We start from the raw sequence: 15425 nt of genomic DNA, 5'->3' as shown, positions 1-15425 counted from the left end.
CCGGAGATAAGGGGGACGCTCTGCGTCGTGCGCGGGTTTCAGTACAACACGCGCACGCGCAACGTGCCTGGGATCGCGGCGAGCGCGTCGCGCAGTTTGTCCGCGGTTTCCGCCGTCGCGCCGATATCGATCACGACATAGCCGAGCTTGGCGTCGGTCTGCAGATACTGCGCATCGATGTTGATGTCCTCGCGCGAGAAGATCTCGTTGATGCGCGAGAGAATGCCGGGCGTGTTGCGATGGATGTGCAGCAGGCGCTGGCTCTTCGGATGCTCGGGCAGCGAGACTTCCGGGAAATTCACTGCCGACAGAGTCGAGCCGTTGTCGCTGTAGCGCACGAGCTTGGCCGCGACTTCGATGCCGATATTGTCCTGCGCTTCGAGCGTCGAGCCGCCGATGTGCGGAGTCAGGATCACGTTGTCCATGCCGCGCAGCGGCGAGACGAATTCGTCGTCATTGCCCTTGGGTTCGACCGGAAATACGTCGATCGCCGCACCGCCGATATGCCCGGACTTGAGCGCCGCGGCGAGCGCGTCGATGTCGACCACGGTGCCGCGTGCGGCGTTGATCAGCAGCGCGCCGGGCTTCATCTTCGCGAGTTCCTTCGCGCCGATCATCCATTTCGTCGCTGCGGTTTCCGGTACGTGCAGGGTGACGACGTCGGCGCGCGCGAGAAGATCGTCGAGACCGTGTGCCGCACGCGCGTTGCCGAGCGTGAGCTTGGCTTCGATGTCGTGGTAGATCACCTGCATGCCGAGCGATTCGGCGAGCACGCCGATCTGCGTGCCGATATGTCCGTAGCCGACCACGCCGAGGGTCTTGCCGCGCACTTCGACGCTGCCGAGCGCCGACTTCGACCAGCCGCCGCGATGGCACTCGGCATTCTTCTGCGGGATGCCTCGCGCAAGAAGGATCGCTTCGGCCAGGACCAGTTCGGCCACGCTGCGCGTATTCGAGTACGGCGCGTTGAACACAGGCACGCCGAGCGTTTCCGCGGTGTCGGTATCGACCTGGTTGGTGCCGATGCAGAAACAGCCGACCGCGATCAGTTTCTTCGCCTGGGCGAATACGTCTGCGCTCAGATTCGTGCGCGAGCGGATGCCGACGATATGCGCGTTGGCGATCGATTTTTTCAGTTCCTCCGTCGAAATCGATTTCTTGTGGAATTCGATGTTCGTGTATCCCGCCGCCTTGAACGTATCGAGCGCCGTCTGGCTGACGCCTTCGAGCAACAGCACCTTGATGTCTTGCTTGGGAAACGAGGTCTTGGTCATGGATCGCGGCCGGGGGAGTGGGTGAAGCGGAACGGCAACTATGCCAGAAATTTTTCACTCGTGTTGCGCTGCGGCACGCCGATGTATCCCTTGCTAGAATGCGTCGAAACACGGGAAACGACATGACGCAGAGTAGTGAGGGCGCGCGGGGATCGAAGGAGGCACTTTGCAGCGGATTGCGGGCTGCGATTCCCGCTCTGCGCCTGCTGACCGACCCGGCCGACCTGGAACACTACGGCCGCGACTGGACCCGGCGCTGGGTTCCCGCGCCGCTCGCCATCGCGCTTCCGGCGTCGACGGAAGAAGTGCAGGCGATCGCGCGCTGGGCGACAACGCATGGGATCGCTCTCGTGCCGTCGGGCGGACGCACCGGGTTGTCGGGTGGCGCGGTCGCGGCGAACGGCGAACTGGTCGTCAGCTTCGAGCGCATGAACCGCGTGCTCGACTTCAACGCGGTCGACCGCACCCTGACCGTGCAGCCCGGCATCGCCCTCGAAGCCTTGCACAAGGCGGCGGCAGAGCACGGCCTGATCTACCCGGTCGACTTCGCCGCGCGTGGCTCCTGCTCGATCGGCGGCAATATAGCGACGAATGCGGGCGGCATCCGCGTGATCCGCTACGGCAATACGCGCGAATGGATTGCCGGATTGAAGTTGGTGACGGCGAACGGCGACCTGCTCGATCTCAACCGCGGCCTGATCAAGAACTCTTCCGGCTACGACCTGCGCCAGCTCGTGATCGGCGCCGAGGGCACGCTCGGCCTCGTCGTCGAGGCGACTCTGCGCCTGACCGATCCGCCACCGGCCTCGCAGGTGATGCTGTTCGCGGTGCCCAAAATGGCCGCGCTGATGCGCGTATTCGCCGCCTGCCGATCGCGCCTGAAGCTGTCGGCTTTTGAATTCTTCACCGACCGCGCGCTGCATCATGTGCTCGCGCACGGCGCGCAGAAACCATTCGAGGAGATCGCGAAATACTACGTCGTCGCCGAGTTCGATGCGGCCGACGAGTCGCAGCAGCAGGCGGCGCTCGAAGTATTCGAATCGTGCCTCAACGACGGCCTCGTCAACGACGGCGTGTTGAGCCAGAGCGAGGCGCAGGCCGCCGCGTTGTGGCGCCTGCGCGAAGGCATCACCGAAAGCCTCGCCGCGCACAAGCCGTACAAGAACGATATCTCGGTGCGCATTTCGGCCGTGCCCGATTTTCTCGACGAAATGTCGGCGCTGCTGACGCGCGAGTATCCGCATTTCGACGTGGTCTGGTTCGGCCACATCGGCGACGGCAATCTGCATATCAATGTATTGAAACCCGCAGACGTCGCCGATGCGGAATTCGTCGCGCAGTGCGAACGCGTGACCAAACTGTTGAGCGACGTGCTGGCGCGGCATGGCGGCAGCATTTCCGCCGAGCACGGCATCGGTCTGGTCAAGAAAGCCTACTTGTCCGGCACGCGCAGCGCGGCGGAAATCGCGCTGATGCGCGCAGTGCGCGGCGTGTTCGATCCGCACGGGCTGATGAACCCGGGTAAGTTGTTCGATTGAACTTGCTTTCCTTTTCCCGTCGGGAGAAGGTGGCGCGGCAGCGCCGGAAGAGGGAAGGACGCTGCCGGCCTCGTGGTTGCAGATTGACTGCCAGATTTTTCCCTCATACGCCTTTCGAGCAACTTCTCCCGGTGGGAGAAGAAAAAAGAGAAAACGCAATGACCGAACGCCGCACGCTTTATCCCGAAATCGAACCCTACGACACCGGCATGCTGCAGGTGTCGCCGTTGCACACGATCTATTACGAACAGTGCGGCAATCCCGACGGCAAGCCGGTTGTGTTCCTGCATGGCGGCCCGGGTGCGGGCTGCAACCGGAATTCGCGGCGCTTTTTCGATCCCGCGCACTACCGCATCGTACTGTTCGATCAGCGCGGCTGCGGCCGCTCGACGCCGCATGCGGAGCTGACCGACAACACGACCTGGCATCTGGTCCAGGACATCGAAACGTTGCGCGCGCATCTCGGCATCGGCACCTGGCAGGTATTCGGCGGCTCGTGGGGCTCGACCCTGGCCTTGGCCTATGCGGAAACGCACCCGGCGCGCGTGACCGAACTCGTGCTGCGCGGCATCTTCATGCTGCGGCGCTGGGAATTGGAATGGTTCTATCAGAACGGCTGCGACGCGATTTATCCCGATGCCTGGGAGGAATACCTCAAGCCGATTCCGCCGGTCGAGCGCCACGATTTGATGAGCGCCTACTATCGCCGCCTGACCAGCGCCGACCAGGAAACGCGCCTCGCCGCGGCAAAGGCCTGGTCGGTTTGGGAAGGCTCGACCAGCTACCTCGCGCCGAGCCCCGACTACGTCAGCTCGACCGGCGCGGATCAGTTCGCGCTCGCCTTTTCGCGCATCGAGTGCCACTACTTCGTGCATGGCGGTTTCTTCGAGCGCGACGACCAGCTTTTATACAATGCGCACAAATTGAAAAAGATACCGGCGGTGATCGTGCAGGGACGCTACGACGTGGTCTGCCCGGTGCGTAGCGCCTGGGATCTGCATCGCGCATGGCCGGAAGCGGATCTGCGCATCGTCGGCGACGCCGGGCATTCGGCGTTCGAGCCCGGCATTACGCACGAACTGGTCAGTGCGACCGATCGCTTCCGCGATTCCTGAATCCGCTGCGGTCGGGCCGGTCCGGCGCTGTTCGCGCATCGGGCTCAGCGCACGGCACCTATTCGTCGTCGTCTTCGGCGAATAGCTGCCGAAGCATGCGCGCGGGATTCTGCAGGAAGCTGCGCGTCACCAAGTAGTGCTCGGTACTTTCGTAGTCGATCTCGGCGACACCGTCGCCGTCCAGCGCGAAGATCTTCGCGCCGGGATAGGCCATCAGGATCGGTGAGTGCGTCGAGACGATGAACTGGCAGTTCTTCTTCACCAGCCGATGGATCTGGCGCAGAAGAACGAGCTGGCGCTGGGGCGACAATGCCGCTTCGGGTTCGTCGAGGATGAACAGTCCGTCGCTGCGGAAACGGTTCGTCACCACCCAGAGAAACGCTTCGCCGTGCGACTTCTCGTGCAGCTTGGCCCAGCCGTATTCGGCGTAGTCTTCCGCTTCGGTGGAAATGTTGAACATGGTTTCGGCGCGCAGGAAGAAACCGCCTTTTTCGCGACGCACGCCGCGCGCCATGCGCAAATGGCGGTGCAGTTCCGATTCGCTTGGGCGCAGCGACGAGGTGAAGCTCTTCGTGCCGCCTTCGGGATTGAAGCCGGCCTTGATCGCGATCGCCTCGGTCAGAGTCGATTTTCCCGAGCCGTTTTCGCCGATAAGAAAGGTGACCGCAGGATCGAACTCGATTTTGTTGAGCTTTTTGACCGCGGGGATGTTGAACGGATACTGGTTCCAGTCCGGAACGCCGTCGCGCAGCAATTCGATGTGGCGAAGGATGCGTTCCATATCGCAACGGAAGCGACGGAGTGTGGCCGGCGCGGTAGTCTCGGCGCGTTAGCGCGGCGCCGGCGTGCCCTGCGTGGCCTTCGCCTTGGCGATCGCGTCGGCGACTTCTTTTGGCATGTAGGTCTCGTCGTGCTTGGCCAGCACTTCGCGTGCGACGAAGCGGTCGCCCTGCATCTTGCCGGTCGCGATCACGCTCTGTCCCTCGCGGAACAGGTCGGGCAGGATGCCGGTGTATTCGACCGGTACCTGCTTGAAGCGGTCGGTGACGACGAAGTCCACCTTGAGCGAATTCGGATCGCGCTGGATTGAATGTTCGAGCACGACGCCGCCGAGCTTGAAGCTCGCACCGGGCGGGGCATGACCGGCCAGCGTTTCGCTCGGCGAGAACAGATAGGTCATGTTCTGGCTCAGCGCCGTGACGGTCAGCGCGGTGGCGATGCCGACGGCGCCGAGAATCAGGGCGACCGCGATAAGGCGGCGTTTGCGTGTAGGGGTCATGCGGTTGGATCCTGCGTCGTCGGCGCTCGGTTTTTGCGCGCGCCGTCGCGTGTGGATTCGCGGCGCAGGCGTGCGGCGATATCGTGCAGCGTGCGGCGGCGCTGCCAGAGCGGCGTCAGCGCATCGGCGACGAGGACGATCGCGAATACGGCATAAGCCGCCCAGACGTAGGCGCCGTAGCCGCCCATATGGAAGAACTCAGCCATGCGCACGCGCCTCCTGCGCCGACTCGCGCAGCGCGATTTCGCGTACCCAGTCCTTGCCCGATTCGAGCGCGAGCAGCGCGGCGCGCGAACGCGCAAGCAGGCTGGCGAAAAAGTAGACGTGGGTCGCGAACGCCATGGTCAGCAGCGGCCAGAGCATGCTCGAAGATATTTTCGACTGGCCCATGAGGCTGACCGTCTGCGCCTGATGCAGCGTGTTCCACCACACCACCGAGTAATGCACGATCGGCAGATTGACGACGCCGATCAGGGCGAGAAAAGCGGCGGCGCGTGCGGCCTGGCGCGTATCTTCGATCGCGTGATAGAGACCGATCACGCCGAGATAGAGAAACAACAGCACGAGTTCGGAAGTGAGACGTGCGTCCCAGGTCCACCACGTGCCCCACATCGGCTTGCCCCAGAGCGAACCGGTGACGAGGGTGATAAAGGTGAAGGCGGCGCCGATCGGCGCGCTCGCCATCGCCAACGTCTCCGACAATTTGATTCGCCAGACCAGGGCGACGAAGGCGTTCGCAGCCATGAAGACATAGACGAACAGGCTCATCCACGCGCACGGGACGTGCACGTAGATCATGCGGAATGAGTCGCCCTGCTGGTAGTCGGCCGGGGCGATAAACAGACCGCCGTAGAGGCCGACCGCGCCGGTGATCAGCGCGAGCGCATAGAGCCACGGCTGGAAGCGCCCCGCGAGCCGGTAGAAGTACGGCGGCGAACCGAGTTTGTGAAACCAGAGAACGAGTGGGTTCATGGGCTCAAGTCAACGAAATCTTCAGTGCGGCCGCGGTCGCGAGCGGAGCGAGCACGAGCGCGAGCGTCAACCACGCGCCGAGCCACAGCAGCGGAGCCCCGTAAGGCAGACCGGCCTGCGCCGCATTGCAGGCACCGGCACCGAAGATCAGCACGGGCACGATCAGCGGCAGCACGATAAGGGTCAAGAGCATACCAGAGCGGCGCATGCCGGCCGTCAGCGCGACGCAAATGGCGCCGATCAGGCTGAGCAGCGGTGTTGCCAGTGCCAGCGTGCCTAGCAGCACGGGCAGGACCGTGTCGGGCAAATGCAGGAACACCGAGAGCAATGGCGCGATCGCGATCAGCGGCAGCGCGGTGGTGAGCCAATGCACCGCGATCTTGCAGGCGAGCAGCAACGACAGCGGATGCGGCGACAGCACGAGCTGTTCGAGCGAGCCGTCGTCGAGATCGCTGCGGAACAAATTGTCGAGTGAGAGCAGGGAGGCGAGCAGCACGGCGACGAAGATCGTGCCCGCAGCAATGCGTTCGAGCACCTGCGCCTCGGGGCCGAGCGCGAACGGAAACAATGCGACCACGATGACCGCGAACAGCAGCGGATTGAGCGCGTCGCCGCGCCGGCGCCAGATGAGCGCGAGATCGCGCCGGAGCAGGGCGGCGCAGGCTGCCGAAGTGGTGCCGGGCTTCATGCCGATGCGTCCTTTGTCGGAGTGCTTTTCGGTCCGATCGCCGACTCTCGATTCCCCGTTCCCGGATTCAATGCGATCTTTCTCGGCGTTCCCGACGTATACGCGTAGGCGCCGTGCGAGGTGATCAAAGCTGCGCCGCCGCGCTGCGCGTGTGTCGTGAGCAGGCGATTGACGAGTTCGATGCCTTCGCGGTCGAGATTCGCGTAGGGCTCGTCGAGCAGCCACAGCGCTGCCGGTACGAGCAGCAGGCGCGCGAGCGCGACGCGCTTCTTCTGTCCGGCCGAAAGCAGGCGCACGGGTTGGTCTTCGTAGCCGGCGAGGCCGACGCTGGCGAGCGCGAGCGGCGGCGTGATGCCCGGACGGATACCGCCGAGGCCGACCGCGAAGCGCAGATTCTGCAAGGTGGACAGTTCCATTTTTATGCCGGCCAGATGGCCGAGCAGGGCGACCTGATGCGAGAGCTTGGCCAAGGTCAGGTGCACGCCGTTGAGCAGCACCTCGCCCGATGTGGGTTCGAGCAGTCCGGACAACACTTTGAGCAGCGTAGTTTTTCCGCTGCCGTTGTCGCCTTCAATCAGCACGACTTCCCCCGCCGCAAGAGAAAAGTCGAGCGGGCCGAAAATCGGCTCTTCGTTGCGCGCATAGGCGAGGCAGTGTGCGGCCAGCAGCGGCGGCGTGTCGACAAGATCGATGGCGGGCATGTTAGGAGACGGGTGGCAAGACCCGTGATGCTAGCGGCCGAGCGCGTCCGATGCCAACTTAAGTGCGATTTCCGCAGCGAAGCTCTGCAGTTAGACTACGCGTCGGGTAGTTTTGGGGTGAAGTTTGCATGAATAGTTGGAAGGGGACGTTGGCCGTGGTGGCTTTGACAATCGCTGTTTTTGCGAGAGCGGGAGGGGGGGCGGTAGAGCCTAGTAACAAGCGTTCCGTCTACCTGATTGCGCTGCATGATGCGCCGTTGATTGAAGAGGTTACCAATCGTCTGCCTACCAGTCCGGGGCTACTCTCCAGTAAGCAGCTATTAGTCAACCGGATGGCTGCGCCGCAAAGCGCGGCGCATTTGGCTAGACTCGAAAGTGCGCGCCGCGGCGTGATTGATTCGGGCAGCCACATGCTTGGACGCTCATTGGTGCCCACTCAGATTTACACCCATGCCGCCAATGGTATGGCAATGGAATTGACTGACGCCGAAGCAGATAGGATCGCGGCCTTACCGGGTGTCCTTTCCGTACGCCGCGAACAAATTTCGCATATACATACGGATGCGGGACCGCAATGGATCGGTGCGACCGCGTTGTGGTCTGGTGAAACAGGTCTCGCAACTAAAGGCGAAGGCATCGTCATCGGTGTTATTGATACCGGAATTAATCCCACCCATCCTTCGTTTGCCGCCACTGGAGCGGATTCATACACGCACGTCAATCCACGTGGGACATATCTAGGCCTTTGTGCTAGCGGCGACGCTATTTGCAATGCCAAACTTATTGGGATTTACAATTTTGGTGACGACAAGCAAAACGACCCCATCTCGTTTATGCACGGCAGTCACGTCGCGGCGATTGCGGCAGGTAATGCGGTTGCTGCGAATCTACATGGCATGACGGTCGACGTGTCACGTAATTTTTCGGGTGTGGCACCGCATGCGAACCTGATCTCATATAGGGCCTGCAATGCCTTCGGGGATTGTTTTGAATCTTCGTTGATCAAGGCAATCGATCAGGCGATCGTAGACAGAGTCGATGTGATCAACTACTCGCTCGGGGGCGTCGCTCGCGATCCCTACGATCTGCTCTCCGATCGTTTAAGTGATACCTACGCGCTCTTCCAAGCGCGCGCTGCCGGCATAGTTGTGGTCGCATCTGTCGGTAACGACGGCCCGAGCGCAAGTACTGTGCAGCTTCCCGCGCTTGCGCCTTGGGTAATCGGTGTGGCCAATTCTTCGCACAATCGGGCACTCAACTCGATCATGAACGTTTCCGGCTCGGAAGGCACGTCGTTTCCCGATTTCGCAGGTGCGGGCCTCACCGCCGCTTATGGGCCGGCGCCCATCGTATATGCAGGCGACTATGGCCATGCACAATGCGCCGATGGAAAAGCAGCATGGCCACCTAATGGGTCGAGCAATCCATGGGCGCCGGGTACCTTTCATGGCGAAATCGTAGTCTGCGACAGAGGGGATAAATACGGATGGGTGGAACCCGGCTATAACCTTAAAGCCGCGGGAGCTGGAGGCATGATTCTCGCGAATGCGGACATCGATGGCGAGACTACCCACAACGAGGATCACTATTTACCTGCAGTGCACCTCGGTTACATCGAAGGCACTGCGATAAAGAATTGGATTCGCAACACTGCGCCGCTACGTGGCTCGATATCTGGAATCAAAGGTCAAATCGATGCGAAGTTCGCTGACGTAGTTAATAGATCAAGTGCTCGCGGCCCCGCCAAGTTTAGTGGCGGCGTGCTCAAGCCCGATCTGGCCGCACCAGGCACGGACATCTTGTCGGCTGCTCATACTGGGGATGGTTTCGTGTCAAGAACCGGCACCTCAATGGCTAGCCCGCAGGTTGCCGGTAGCGCGGCGCTCGTGCTTGCAGCCCATCCAGACTGGACGCCTGCTCAGGTTGAGTCAGCCCTGATTGGTACGACTCTTTTCGGGACTATGCGCAAGGAAAACGGTGTAACACCGGCTTCTCCGAGCGAGGCAGGTGGAGGACGCGTGCAGCCTGCACTTGCCGCAAAAGCGGGACTGTATCTGCCGTTGAGTACTGCTGACTTGTATGCTCAAAATCCGAAGTCAGGTGGCGATTTGCGACAGCTAAATCGCGTTGGTGTAGAGAGCGAACATTGCTTGCAGCAATGTAGCTTCCTCCGCACTGTTACCGATATGTCGGGTGGAGGTACCTGGACGATCAGTAGTACATCGATACCGGAAGCGGGAATATCCGTAATTCCCGGCGAATTCACTCTGGCCGCAGGGGCTTCGCAGAAACTCAACATCGTCATAAACACCAACGATCCACATCTGATGGGCAAGTGGATAAATGGACGAATAGCTTTGCGCAAGACGGATGGAAAGGCGGCAAGTGACTTCGCCTTCATCGTGAATGTATATGCGGAAGCAGGAAAAAAGTTACCGTTTACCGAGATCAACGCATCCAAATCTTCGGGTTCTGTGATTTTGCCGCTGACAGAATTGGCGTCTTTGCCGCGCGCGACATACGAGACCACAGAATTGAGTGCGTTAGGAGCGCGGGAAAAGGTGGACATAGTTGGCGCGCGTGTCTCTGCGCTTTGGTACCTAGATCCCGCAGGGCCTGGAAGAAAATTCCTAACGTTCTCCAACCCAACCGATCCTAGAGACACCAACGGGGCGGACGCTCCCCTATTCATTGCTGAGCTTAGCACCCAGATGAGGGTGCCTATTGTTGTGCATGTGGGGATCGATAGCGATGGGAATGGTAAGCCGTCTCGAGAGGAGGAGGTTTGTTGGGATGCCATTTCATCAGACAGCTCATCTCCTATGCGTTGTATCGTGGATCTCCGTACAGCAAATCAGCGCAGTGCTCTAGAAGGAAGTCGGAAGGCCAATATTTGGATGGTCTTGGAGCACCAAGAGGCCAATGTCACCAGCACGGTGTATATGACTAGCAAATTCCTCAGCCATCGAGTTGGTAAACTCGCGGAGTCGTCGCAGGTTGATGTTCTCGCAACGGGACCAGGGCAAGCGCAGGCAAGTACCAATTTTCCTTTGCGCTTGAGTTGGGGGGCGGAGGCCCGGGTTGGACGTAAGGCTGCCTTGCAATGGCAACGTTACTACGGCGCAATATTCATAAATCCGATTCCCGGCGTACCGGGGCCAATGCTGCCCTTTGCCCTTAACTATAACAACGCAAACGACGACCAACAGGAAGCGTTGTCTCCGCGCGGAATGTCTTTCGCGTCAAGATCTTCTACATTCTTTCGCCATGCCTACGTGGACGTGCCGCCAGGGGCCCGGGCTTTGACAATCGACAGTAGCCTTTCTTCAGTCGATCAGGTCGATTCTTCGGCCACTCTGGAGTTGATACAAGAAGATTACCCTGATTATTCATCCTCGGCGACTGTTGCTCCAGTGTCAAATCGGGAGGCATCGGCGATGTGGACTCTGACGCCGTCGACTGCGGCCAAGAGCGTGACGATTCCCGTCACGCCGGGCCGTTGGTATATCGCGTCTCGAACCGGTCAATACTCCAGATTCGATCTCATCCCAACGTTTGCGTACGACGAAACAGCTTCAAGTGGTATCGCAGCGGGCATGTATTACAATCCCGAGCGTTCCGGTCACGGAATATTTCTAAATCAGTCCGGTAACCAGCAGCTTTTAAGTTGGTACACATATCTCGAGGACGGAACTCCGACTTGGTATACGGCTCAGGCGGTATTGCCGAATCCGGCCGGCGCCGTATGGAATGCTCCTCTTTATCGCGTCAACTGGAGTGGGGATAGGGTCAACTCCAGTACGGAGGTAGGCGACGTAATTCTTACCCGTGTCAATAACGATGACATCATCTTCTCTTGGCATTTAGACGGCCAATCTGGGAGTGAGCGATTTAAGCGTATCGGGGCGGGAAAATGCCCAGAGTTTGGCGGTACGGCAACCAATTTCAACGGCGCATGGTACTCGCCAATGCAATCGGGTTATGGCGTTGATACGCTCGCGTTGCCCGACCAGCTATTCACCACGTTCTATTTCTACGATGCGCTTGGTATCGCCCGCTGGGGAGTGGGTGCTACTCGGGCCCTCGCGCCTTCCAATAGGATCGAGCTGACACAGAGTAACGGTTTCTGCCCTGCATGCGACTATAGAAAAGTCGTCGCGCAGCCGCTTGGGACTATGAACGTAGATTACGACAGTGCGATCAGTGGTGAACTGTCGGTAAATCTCTCGTTGCGATCGCCTCTGAGCGGCGCTTGGCTTGTGGACAAGCAGCCGCTAGTCCGTCTGACTGGATCGCCGCTGCCCTGCCCGCACTAGCTCAGTCGCGCAACGCCGGGCTGTCCCAGCCCGGCTTCGGCGCGAAGCGCGTGCCGTATTTCGCCGCGAGCGCTTCGAGCTGCGCCTTGATCTTGTCCGCGCCTTCACTGCGGATGTGCTGGATCGGGCCGCCGCGGAACGGCGCGAAGCCGGTGCCGAAGATCACACCGGCATCGAGCAGGTCGGCGTCGTCAGTCACGCCGTCGTGCAGACAGGCGACCGATTCGTTGAGCAGCGGCAGGATCATGCGCTCGGTGATGTCGCTCGGCGCCACGTATTTCGGGTCGACCTCGGGTTTGACCGGCTTGCCGTTCTCCCACTTGTACAGGCCCTCTCCGGTCTTCTTGCCCTTCTTACCGGCGTCGAGATAACTCTGCACGCCATCGGGCAGTTCGAGATTGAGGAAGGCGCCGACTTCCTTGCCGACCGAGACGCAGACGTCGAGTCCGACCGTGTCGGCCAGCTCGATCGGCCCCATCGGCATGCCGAACTTCTTCGCCGCCTTGTCGAGCACGGGGCCCGGCACGCCTTCCTTGAACAGACGCAAGGCTTCGAGCAGATAGGGGAACAGGATGCGGTTGACGAGAAAGCCCGGTGTGCCTTTGACCGGCACGGGCAGTTTGTCGATCTTCTTGCAGAACGCGAATGCGCGTGCCTCGTTGGCGGCGTCGAGATGATCCTGACGCACGATTTCGACGAGCGGCATTTGTGCGACCGGATTGAAATAATGCAGGCCGAGGAAGCGGCCCTGGCCGGTGACCGCCTGGCGCAATTCGTCGAGCGGAATGCTCGAGGTGTTGGTCGCAAGCAGCGCATCGGGCTTCATCTGCGCTTCGGTCTTGCGATACAGGTCTTCCTTGGCTTCGAGGTTCTCGAAGATCGCCTCGATGACCAGATCGGCGGTGGCGATGCCGCTGCCTTCGACGTCGGCCTTGAGCCGTGCGCTTGCCGGGGCGATCGCATCGGGCGTCTTCAAGCGCTTGGCAAACAAGTCCTGAGCGCGGTCGAGCGCCGGCTGGATGTATTTCATCTCGCGGTCTTGCAGGGTCACCTCGAAACCGCGCAGGGCACACCAGGCGGCGATATCGCCGCCCATGACGCCCGCACCGACGACATGCACGCGGCCGATGCCCGAGTCGCCGCCGCCGAGCTTTTTCAGACGTTCCTGCAGGAAATAGACGCGGACCAGGTTGCGGCAGGTCGACGAAGTCGCGAGCTTGGCGACCGCGCGCGCTTCGAGCTTGAGCCGCTGGCCGATGCTCGAGCCGCCGCGGCGCCAGACCTCGATCAGGGCGAACGGCGCAGGATAGTGCGACGGACTCGCCTTGGCCGCGGTCTGCTTGGCGACGAGCGGAGCGAGAATCTGCCGCACTGGCCAAACGTTGGTCGCCCACGCGGTCGCGCGTTGAGCGAACGGGCGTTGGCGCGGGTGTGCGATCAGTTCCTTGGCCTCGGCGATGAGCAGCTCGGGCGAGGTCAGCTTGTCGACGACGCCGAGCGATTTGGCCGCGTCAGCCGACAGCGACTTGCCGGTCAGCATGATCGGCAGAGCTTCGGTCGCGCCGATCAGGCGCGGCAGGCGTGCCGTACCGCCCCAGCCCGGGATGATGCCGAGCATCACCTCGGGGAAGGCGAGGCGCGTCTTCGGGTCGCGCGTCGCAACGCGGTAGCGGCAGGCGAGCGAAAGCTCGAAGCCGCCGCCCATGCAGGCGCCGTGGATCGCGGCGACGGTCGGGCAGCGCAGGCGCGCGATCGACTGGAACACGCGCTGGCCGTTCTCGATACTGGCGAGCACGCGGCCTTCTTTCTCGTACTTCTCGAATTCGGTGATATCGGCGCCGGCGATGAAGCTGTCGGGCTTGCCCGAGCGGATCACGACGCCCTTGGGCGGCTCGAACGACAGGCGCTCGGCGATCTGGTCGAGCTCGTCCATGGCCGCACGGTTGAAGGTATTGACCTTGGCGTCCGCGTGGTCGAAGGTCAGCACGAGGATGCCGTCGGCGCCGAGATCGGTTTTCCAGTGGGCGAAGCGCAGTCCTTCGAACATGGCGGGTCCGGTTGAGTCGGTGTGAGGTGGCTATAATCGGCGTTGGGGATGGCCCGGGTCAACGGATCGGACGCGCTTTGTCGCGCGAGGTCCGGGAACGATCGCGGCGATGCTACCGGCCACGACCCGAAGCAACGGAACTTTCACAGCGCATCCCGGTCTAGCAACGTCATGCTCAACCGGGTCGAATACAAACGGAGTATGGCCCGGATGGGTGAGGCGGATACCGACCGCGAGTTGGTCGAACGTGTACAGAAAGGAGACAAGCGCGCTTTCGATCTGCTGATCCGTAAGTATCAGCACAAGATCGTCAGCGTGATATCGCGTTACGTCTCCGACTGGAGCGAATGCCAGGACGTGGCCCAGGAGGCTTTCATCCGCGCTTATCGCGCGATCGGAAACTTCCGCGGCGACGCCCAGTTCTACACGTGGATCTACAAGATTGCGATCAACACGGCGAAGAACCACCTGGTTTCGCAGGGTCGGCGCCCGCCGAAGGACGATATCGCGGTCGACGACGCCGTCCTGCTCGACGGCGGCGCCTGGCTCAAGGACCGCGCCACGCCCGAGCACGAACTTTTGCGTCAGGAAATTGAACAAACGGTTTTCGATACGGTCGAACAGTTGCCGGAAGAGCTGAAGACGGCAATCACGCTGCGCGAGGTGGACGGTTTGAGCTACGAGGAAATCGCGGAAAGGATGAACTGCCCGATCGGCACGGTCCGTTCGCGCATCTTCCGCGCCCGCGATGCGATCGACCAGAAGCTGCGTCCGTTGCTGGGGCAGGGCACAGGTACCGATTATGAGTGAACATCTTCTTTCCCATCCAATGAACCCCAATCAAGCCATGGCCGATTCGCTCGGCGAACAATTGTCCGCGTTGATGGACGGTGAGCTGGCGCGCGATCAGGTGCGCTTTCTGCTGCGAGGCGTCGAAGCGCAGTCCGATCTGGCCCGGCGCTGGTCGAACTATCAGGTCATCAGCGCGAGCCTCAAGCGCGAATACGTCGCGGTGGCGTTGCCGGCGAATTTTGCCGAGAGCGTGATCGGACGTCTCGATGCGGAGGTGCCGGCCATCGTCGCCGCGCCGTCGCGGCGCGTCGGTCTCGGCGCGCTGCGCTGGGTCGGCGGCGGTGCGATCGCCGCGGCGGTCGCCGTGGTCGCATTGACCGTCTCGCGGCCGATCGACCATGACGGAGGCCCGGCAATTGCGGTCGCCGAGCAGGTGCCGCAGCATCAGTCCTCGCAGCGCTATCTGCCCCTTGCGCAACCGGCGCCGAACACGAATTCGCCGATATTCAACTATGGCGCGGTGCAGCCGGCGAGTTACGAGTTGCCGAACTACTATCTGCCCAACGGCAGCGAAGTGGCGCCGGAGCGGCTGGAAATCCAGGGCAACCGTGCGCCTTATATCTTGCGCATACAGCGTTTGCCGATGCAGGATTCGCCGCAGTCGGCGACGCCGGCACAGCAGTGAGCGGACTCCGGGCTTCGC

Annotated in this window: 13 protein-coding genes; 5 read left to right on the top strand and 8 right to left on the bottom strand. The window is 61.5% G+C overall.

Features of this window, described 5'->3' with window-relative positions; all coding sequences use genetic code 11:
• Positions 1 to 38: 38 nt before the first annotated feature.
• The gene (gene serA / locus FFS30_RS10360; RefSeq protein WP_137913055.1) at positions 39 to 1274 is read right to left on the bottom strand and encodes a phosphoglycerate dehydrogenase; all 1236 of its coding nucleotides are present in this window, start codon (positions 1272 to 1274) and stop codon (positions 39 to 41) included.
• 122 nt (positions 1275 to 1396) lie between these two features.
• On the opposite strand from serA, the gene FFS30_RS10355 reads away from it, so the two are divergent.
• Complete coding sequence (locus FFS30_RS10355) at positions 1397 to 2812, top strand: FAD-binding oxidoreductase (RefSeq protein WP_171014552.1); 1416 nt, start codon at positions 1397 to 1399, stop codon at positions 2810 to 2812.
• Between the two features lie 158 nt (positions 2813 to 2970).
• Positions 2971 to 3927: a prolyl aminopeptidase gene (gene pip, locus FFS30_RS10350; protein ID WP_137913054.1), complete on the top strand. Its 957-nt coding sequence runs from the start codon at positions 2971 to 2973 to the stop codon at positions 3925 to 3927.
• A 58-nt stretch (positions 3928 to 3985) separates the two neighbouring features.
• On the opposite strand, the gene FFS30_RS10345 is transcribed toward pip, so the two are convergent.
• The 6 genes from FFS30_RS10345 to ccmA are packed head-to-tail and all read right to left on the bottom strand — an operon-like array spanning position 3986 to position 7567.
• Positions 3986 to 4708 carry an AAA family ATPase gene (locus FFS30_RS10345; protein ID WP_137913053.1) on the bottom strand — a complete coding sequence of 241 codons (723 nt, stop codon included), beginning with the start codon at positions 4706 to 4708 and terminating at the stop codon, positions 3986 to 3988.
• Positions 4709 to 4756: 48 nt separating this feature from the next.
• The gene (gene ccmE, locus FFS30_RS10340) at positions 4757 to 5206 is read right to left on the bottom strand and encodes a cytochrome c maturation protein CcmE (protein ID WP_137913052.1); all 450 of its coding nucleotides are present in this window, start codon (positions 5204 to 5206) and stop codon (positions 4757 to 4759) included.
• Positions 5203 to 5412, bottom strand: coding sequence for a heme exporter protein CcmD (ccmD, locus tag FFS30_RS10335; RefSeq protein WP_137913051.1), 210 nt, complete (start codon positions 5410 to 5412; stop codon positions 5203 to 5205). Before ccmD ends, ccmE begins: the two co-directional genes overlap by 4 nt.
• Positions 5405 to 6178, bottom strand: a complete 774-nt coding sequence (locus FFS30_RS10330) for a heme ABC transporter permease (protein WP_137913050.1) — start codon at positions 6176 to 6178, stop codon at positions 5405 to 5407. The genes ccmD and FFS30_RS10330 overlap by 8 nt, the downstream gene beginning before the upstream one ends.
• A 4-nt stretch (positions 6179 to 6182) precedes the next feature.
• On the bottom strand, positions 6183 to 6866 hold the full coding sequence (gene ccmB, locus FFS30_RS10325; RefSeq protein WP_137913049.1) for a heme exporter protein CcmB: 684 nt from the start codon (positions 6864 to 6866) through the stop codon (positions 6183 to 6185).
• A complete protein-coding gene (ccmA, locus tag FFS30_RS10320; RefSeq protein ID WP_249352370.1) occupies positions 6863 to 7567 on the bottom strand; it encodes a heme ABC exporter ATP-binding protein CcmA in 705 nt (234 codons plus the stop codon). The genes ccmB and ccmA overlap by 4 nt, the downstream gene beginning before the upstream one ends.
• A gap of 128 nt (positions 7568 to 7695) precedes the next feature.
• Between ccmA and FFS30_RS24425 the strand changes: the two genes are divergently transcribed.
• Positions 7696 to 11883 (top strand): S8 family serine peptidase, encoded by a 4188-nt coding sequence (locus FFS30_RS24425; protein ID WP_137913048.1) that lies wholly within the window; start codon positions 7696 to 7698, stop codon positions 11881 to 11883.
• Between the two features lies 1 nt (position 11884).
• Here FFS30_RS24425 and FFS30_RS10310 read toward each other — a convergent pair whose 3' ends face one another.
• Positions 11885 to 13930: a 3-hydroxyacyl-CoA dehydrogenase NAD-binding domain-containing protein gene (locus FFS30_RS10310; protein ID WP_137913047.1), complete on the bottom strand. Its 2046-nt coding sequence runs from the start codon at positions 13928 to 13930 to the stop codon at positions 11885 to 11887.
• Between the two features lie 210 nt (positions 13931 to 14140).
• Between FFS30_RS10310 and rpoE the strand changes: the two genes are divergently transcribed.
• Together rpoE and FFS30_RS10300 are read left to right on the top strand one after the other, a co-directional pair.
• Positions 14141 to 14740, top strand: coding sequence for an RNA polymerase sigma factor RpoE (gene rpoE, locus FFS30_RS10305; protein ID WP_137913553.1), 600 nt, complete (start codon positions 14141 to 14143; stop codon positions 14738 to 14740).
• A gap of 19 nt (positions 14741 to 14759) precedes the next feature.
• A complete protein-coding gene (locus tag FFS30_RS10300) occupies positions 14760 to 15407 on the top strand; it encodes a sigma-E factor negative regulatory protein (protein ID WP_171014551.1) in 648 nt (215 codons plus the stop codon).
• The last annotated feature ends 18 nt before the right edge of the window (positions 15408 to 15425 follow it).

The organism is Rudaea sp. 3F27F6, assembly GCF_005503555.1.
GTDB lineage: Bacteria > Pseudomonadota > Gammaproteobacteria > Xanthomonadales > Rhodanobacteraceae > Rudaea.
The sequence above is the reverse complement of the archived record's forward strand: the minus strand, read 5'-3'. Positions and strand labels throughout refer to the sequence as shown.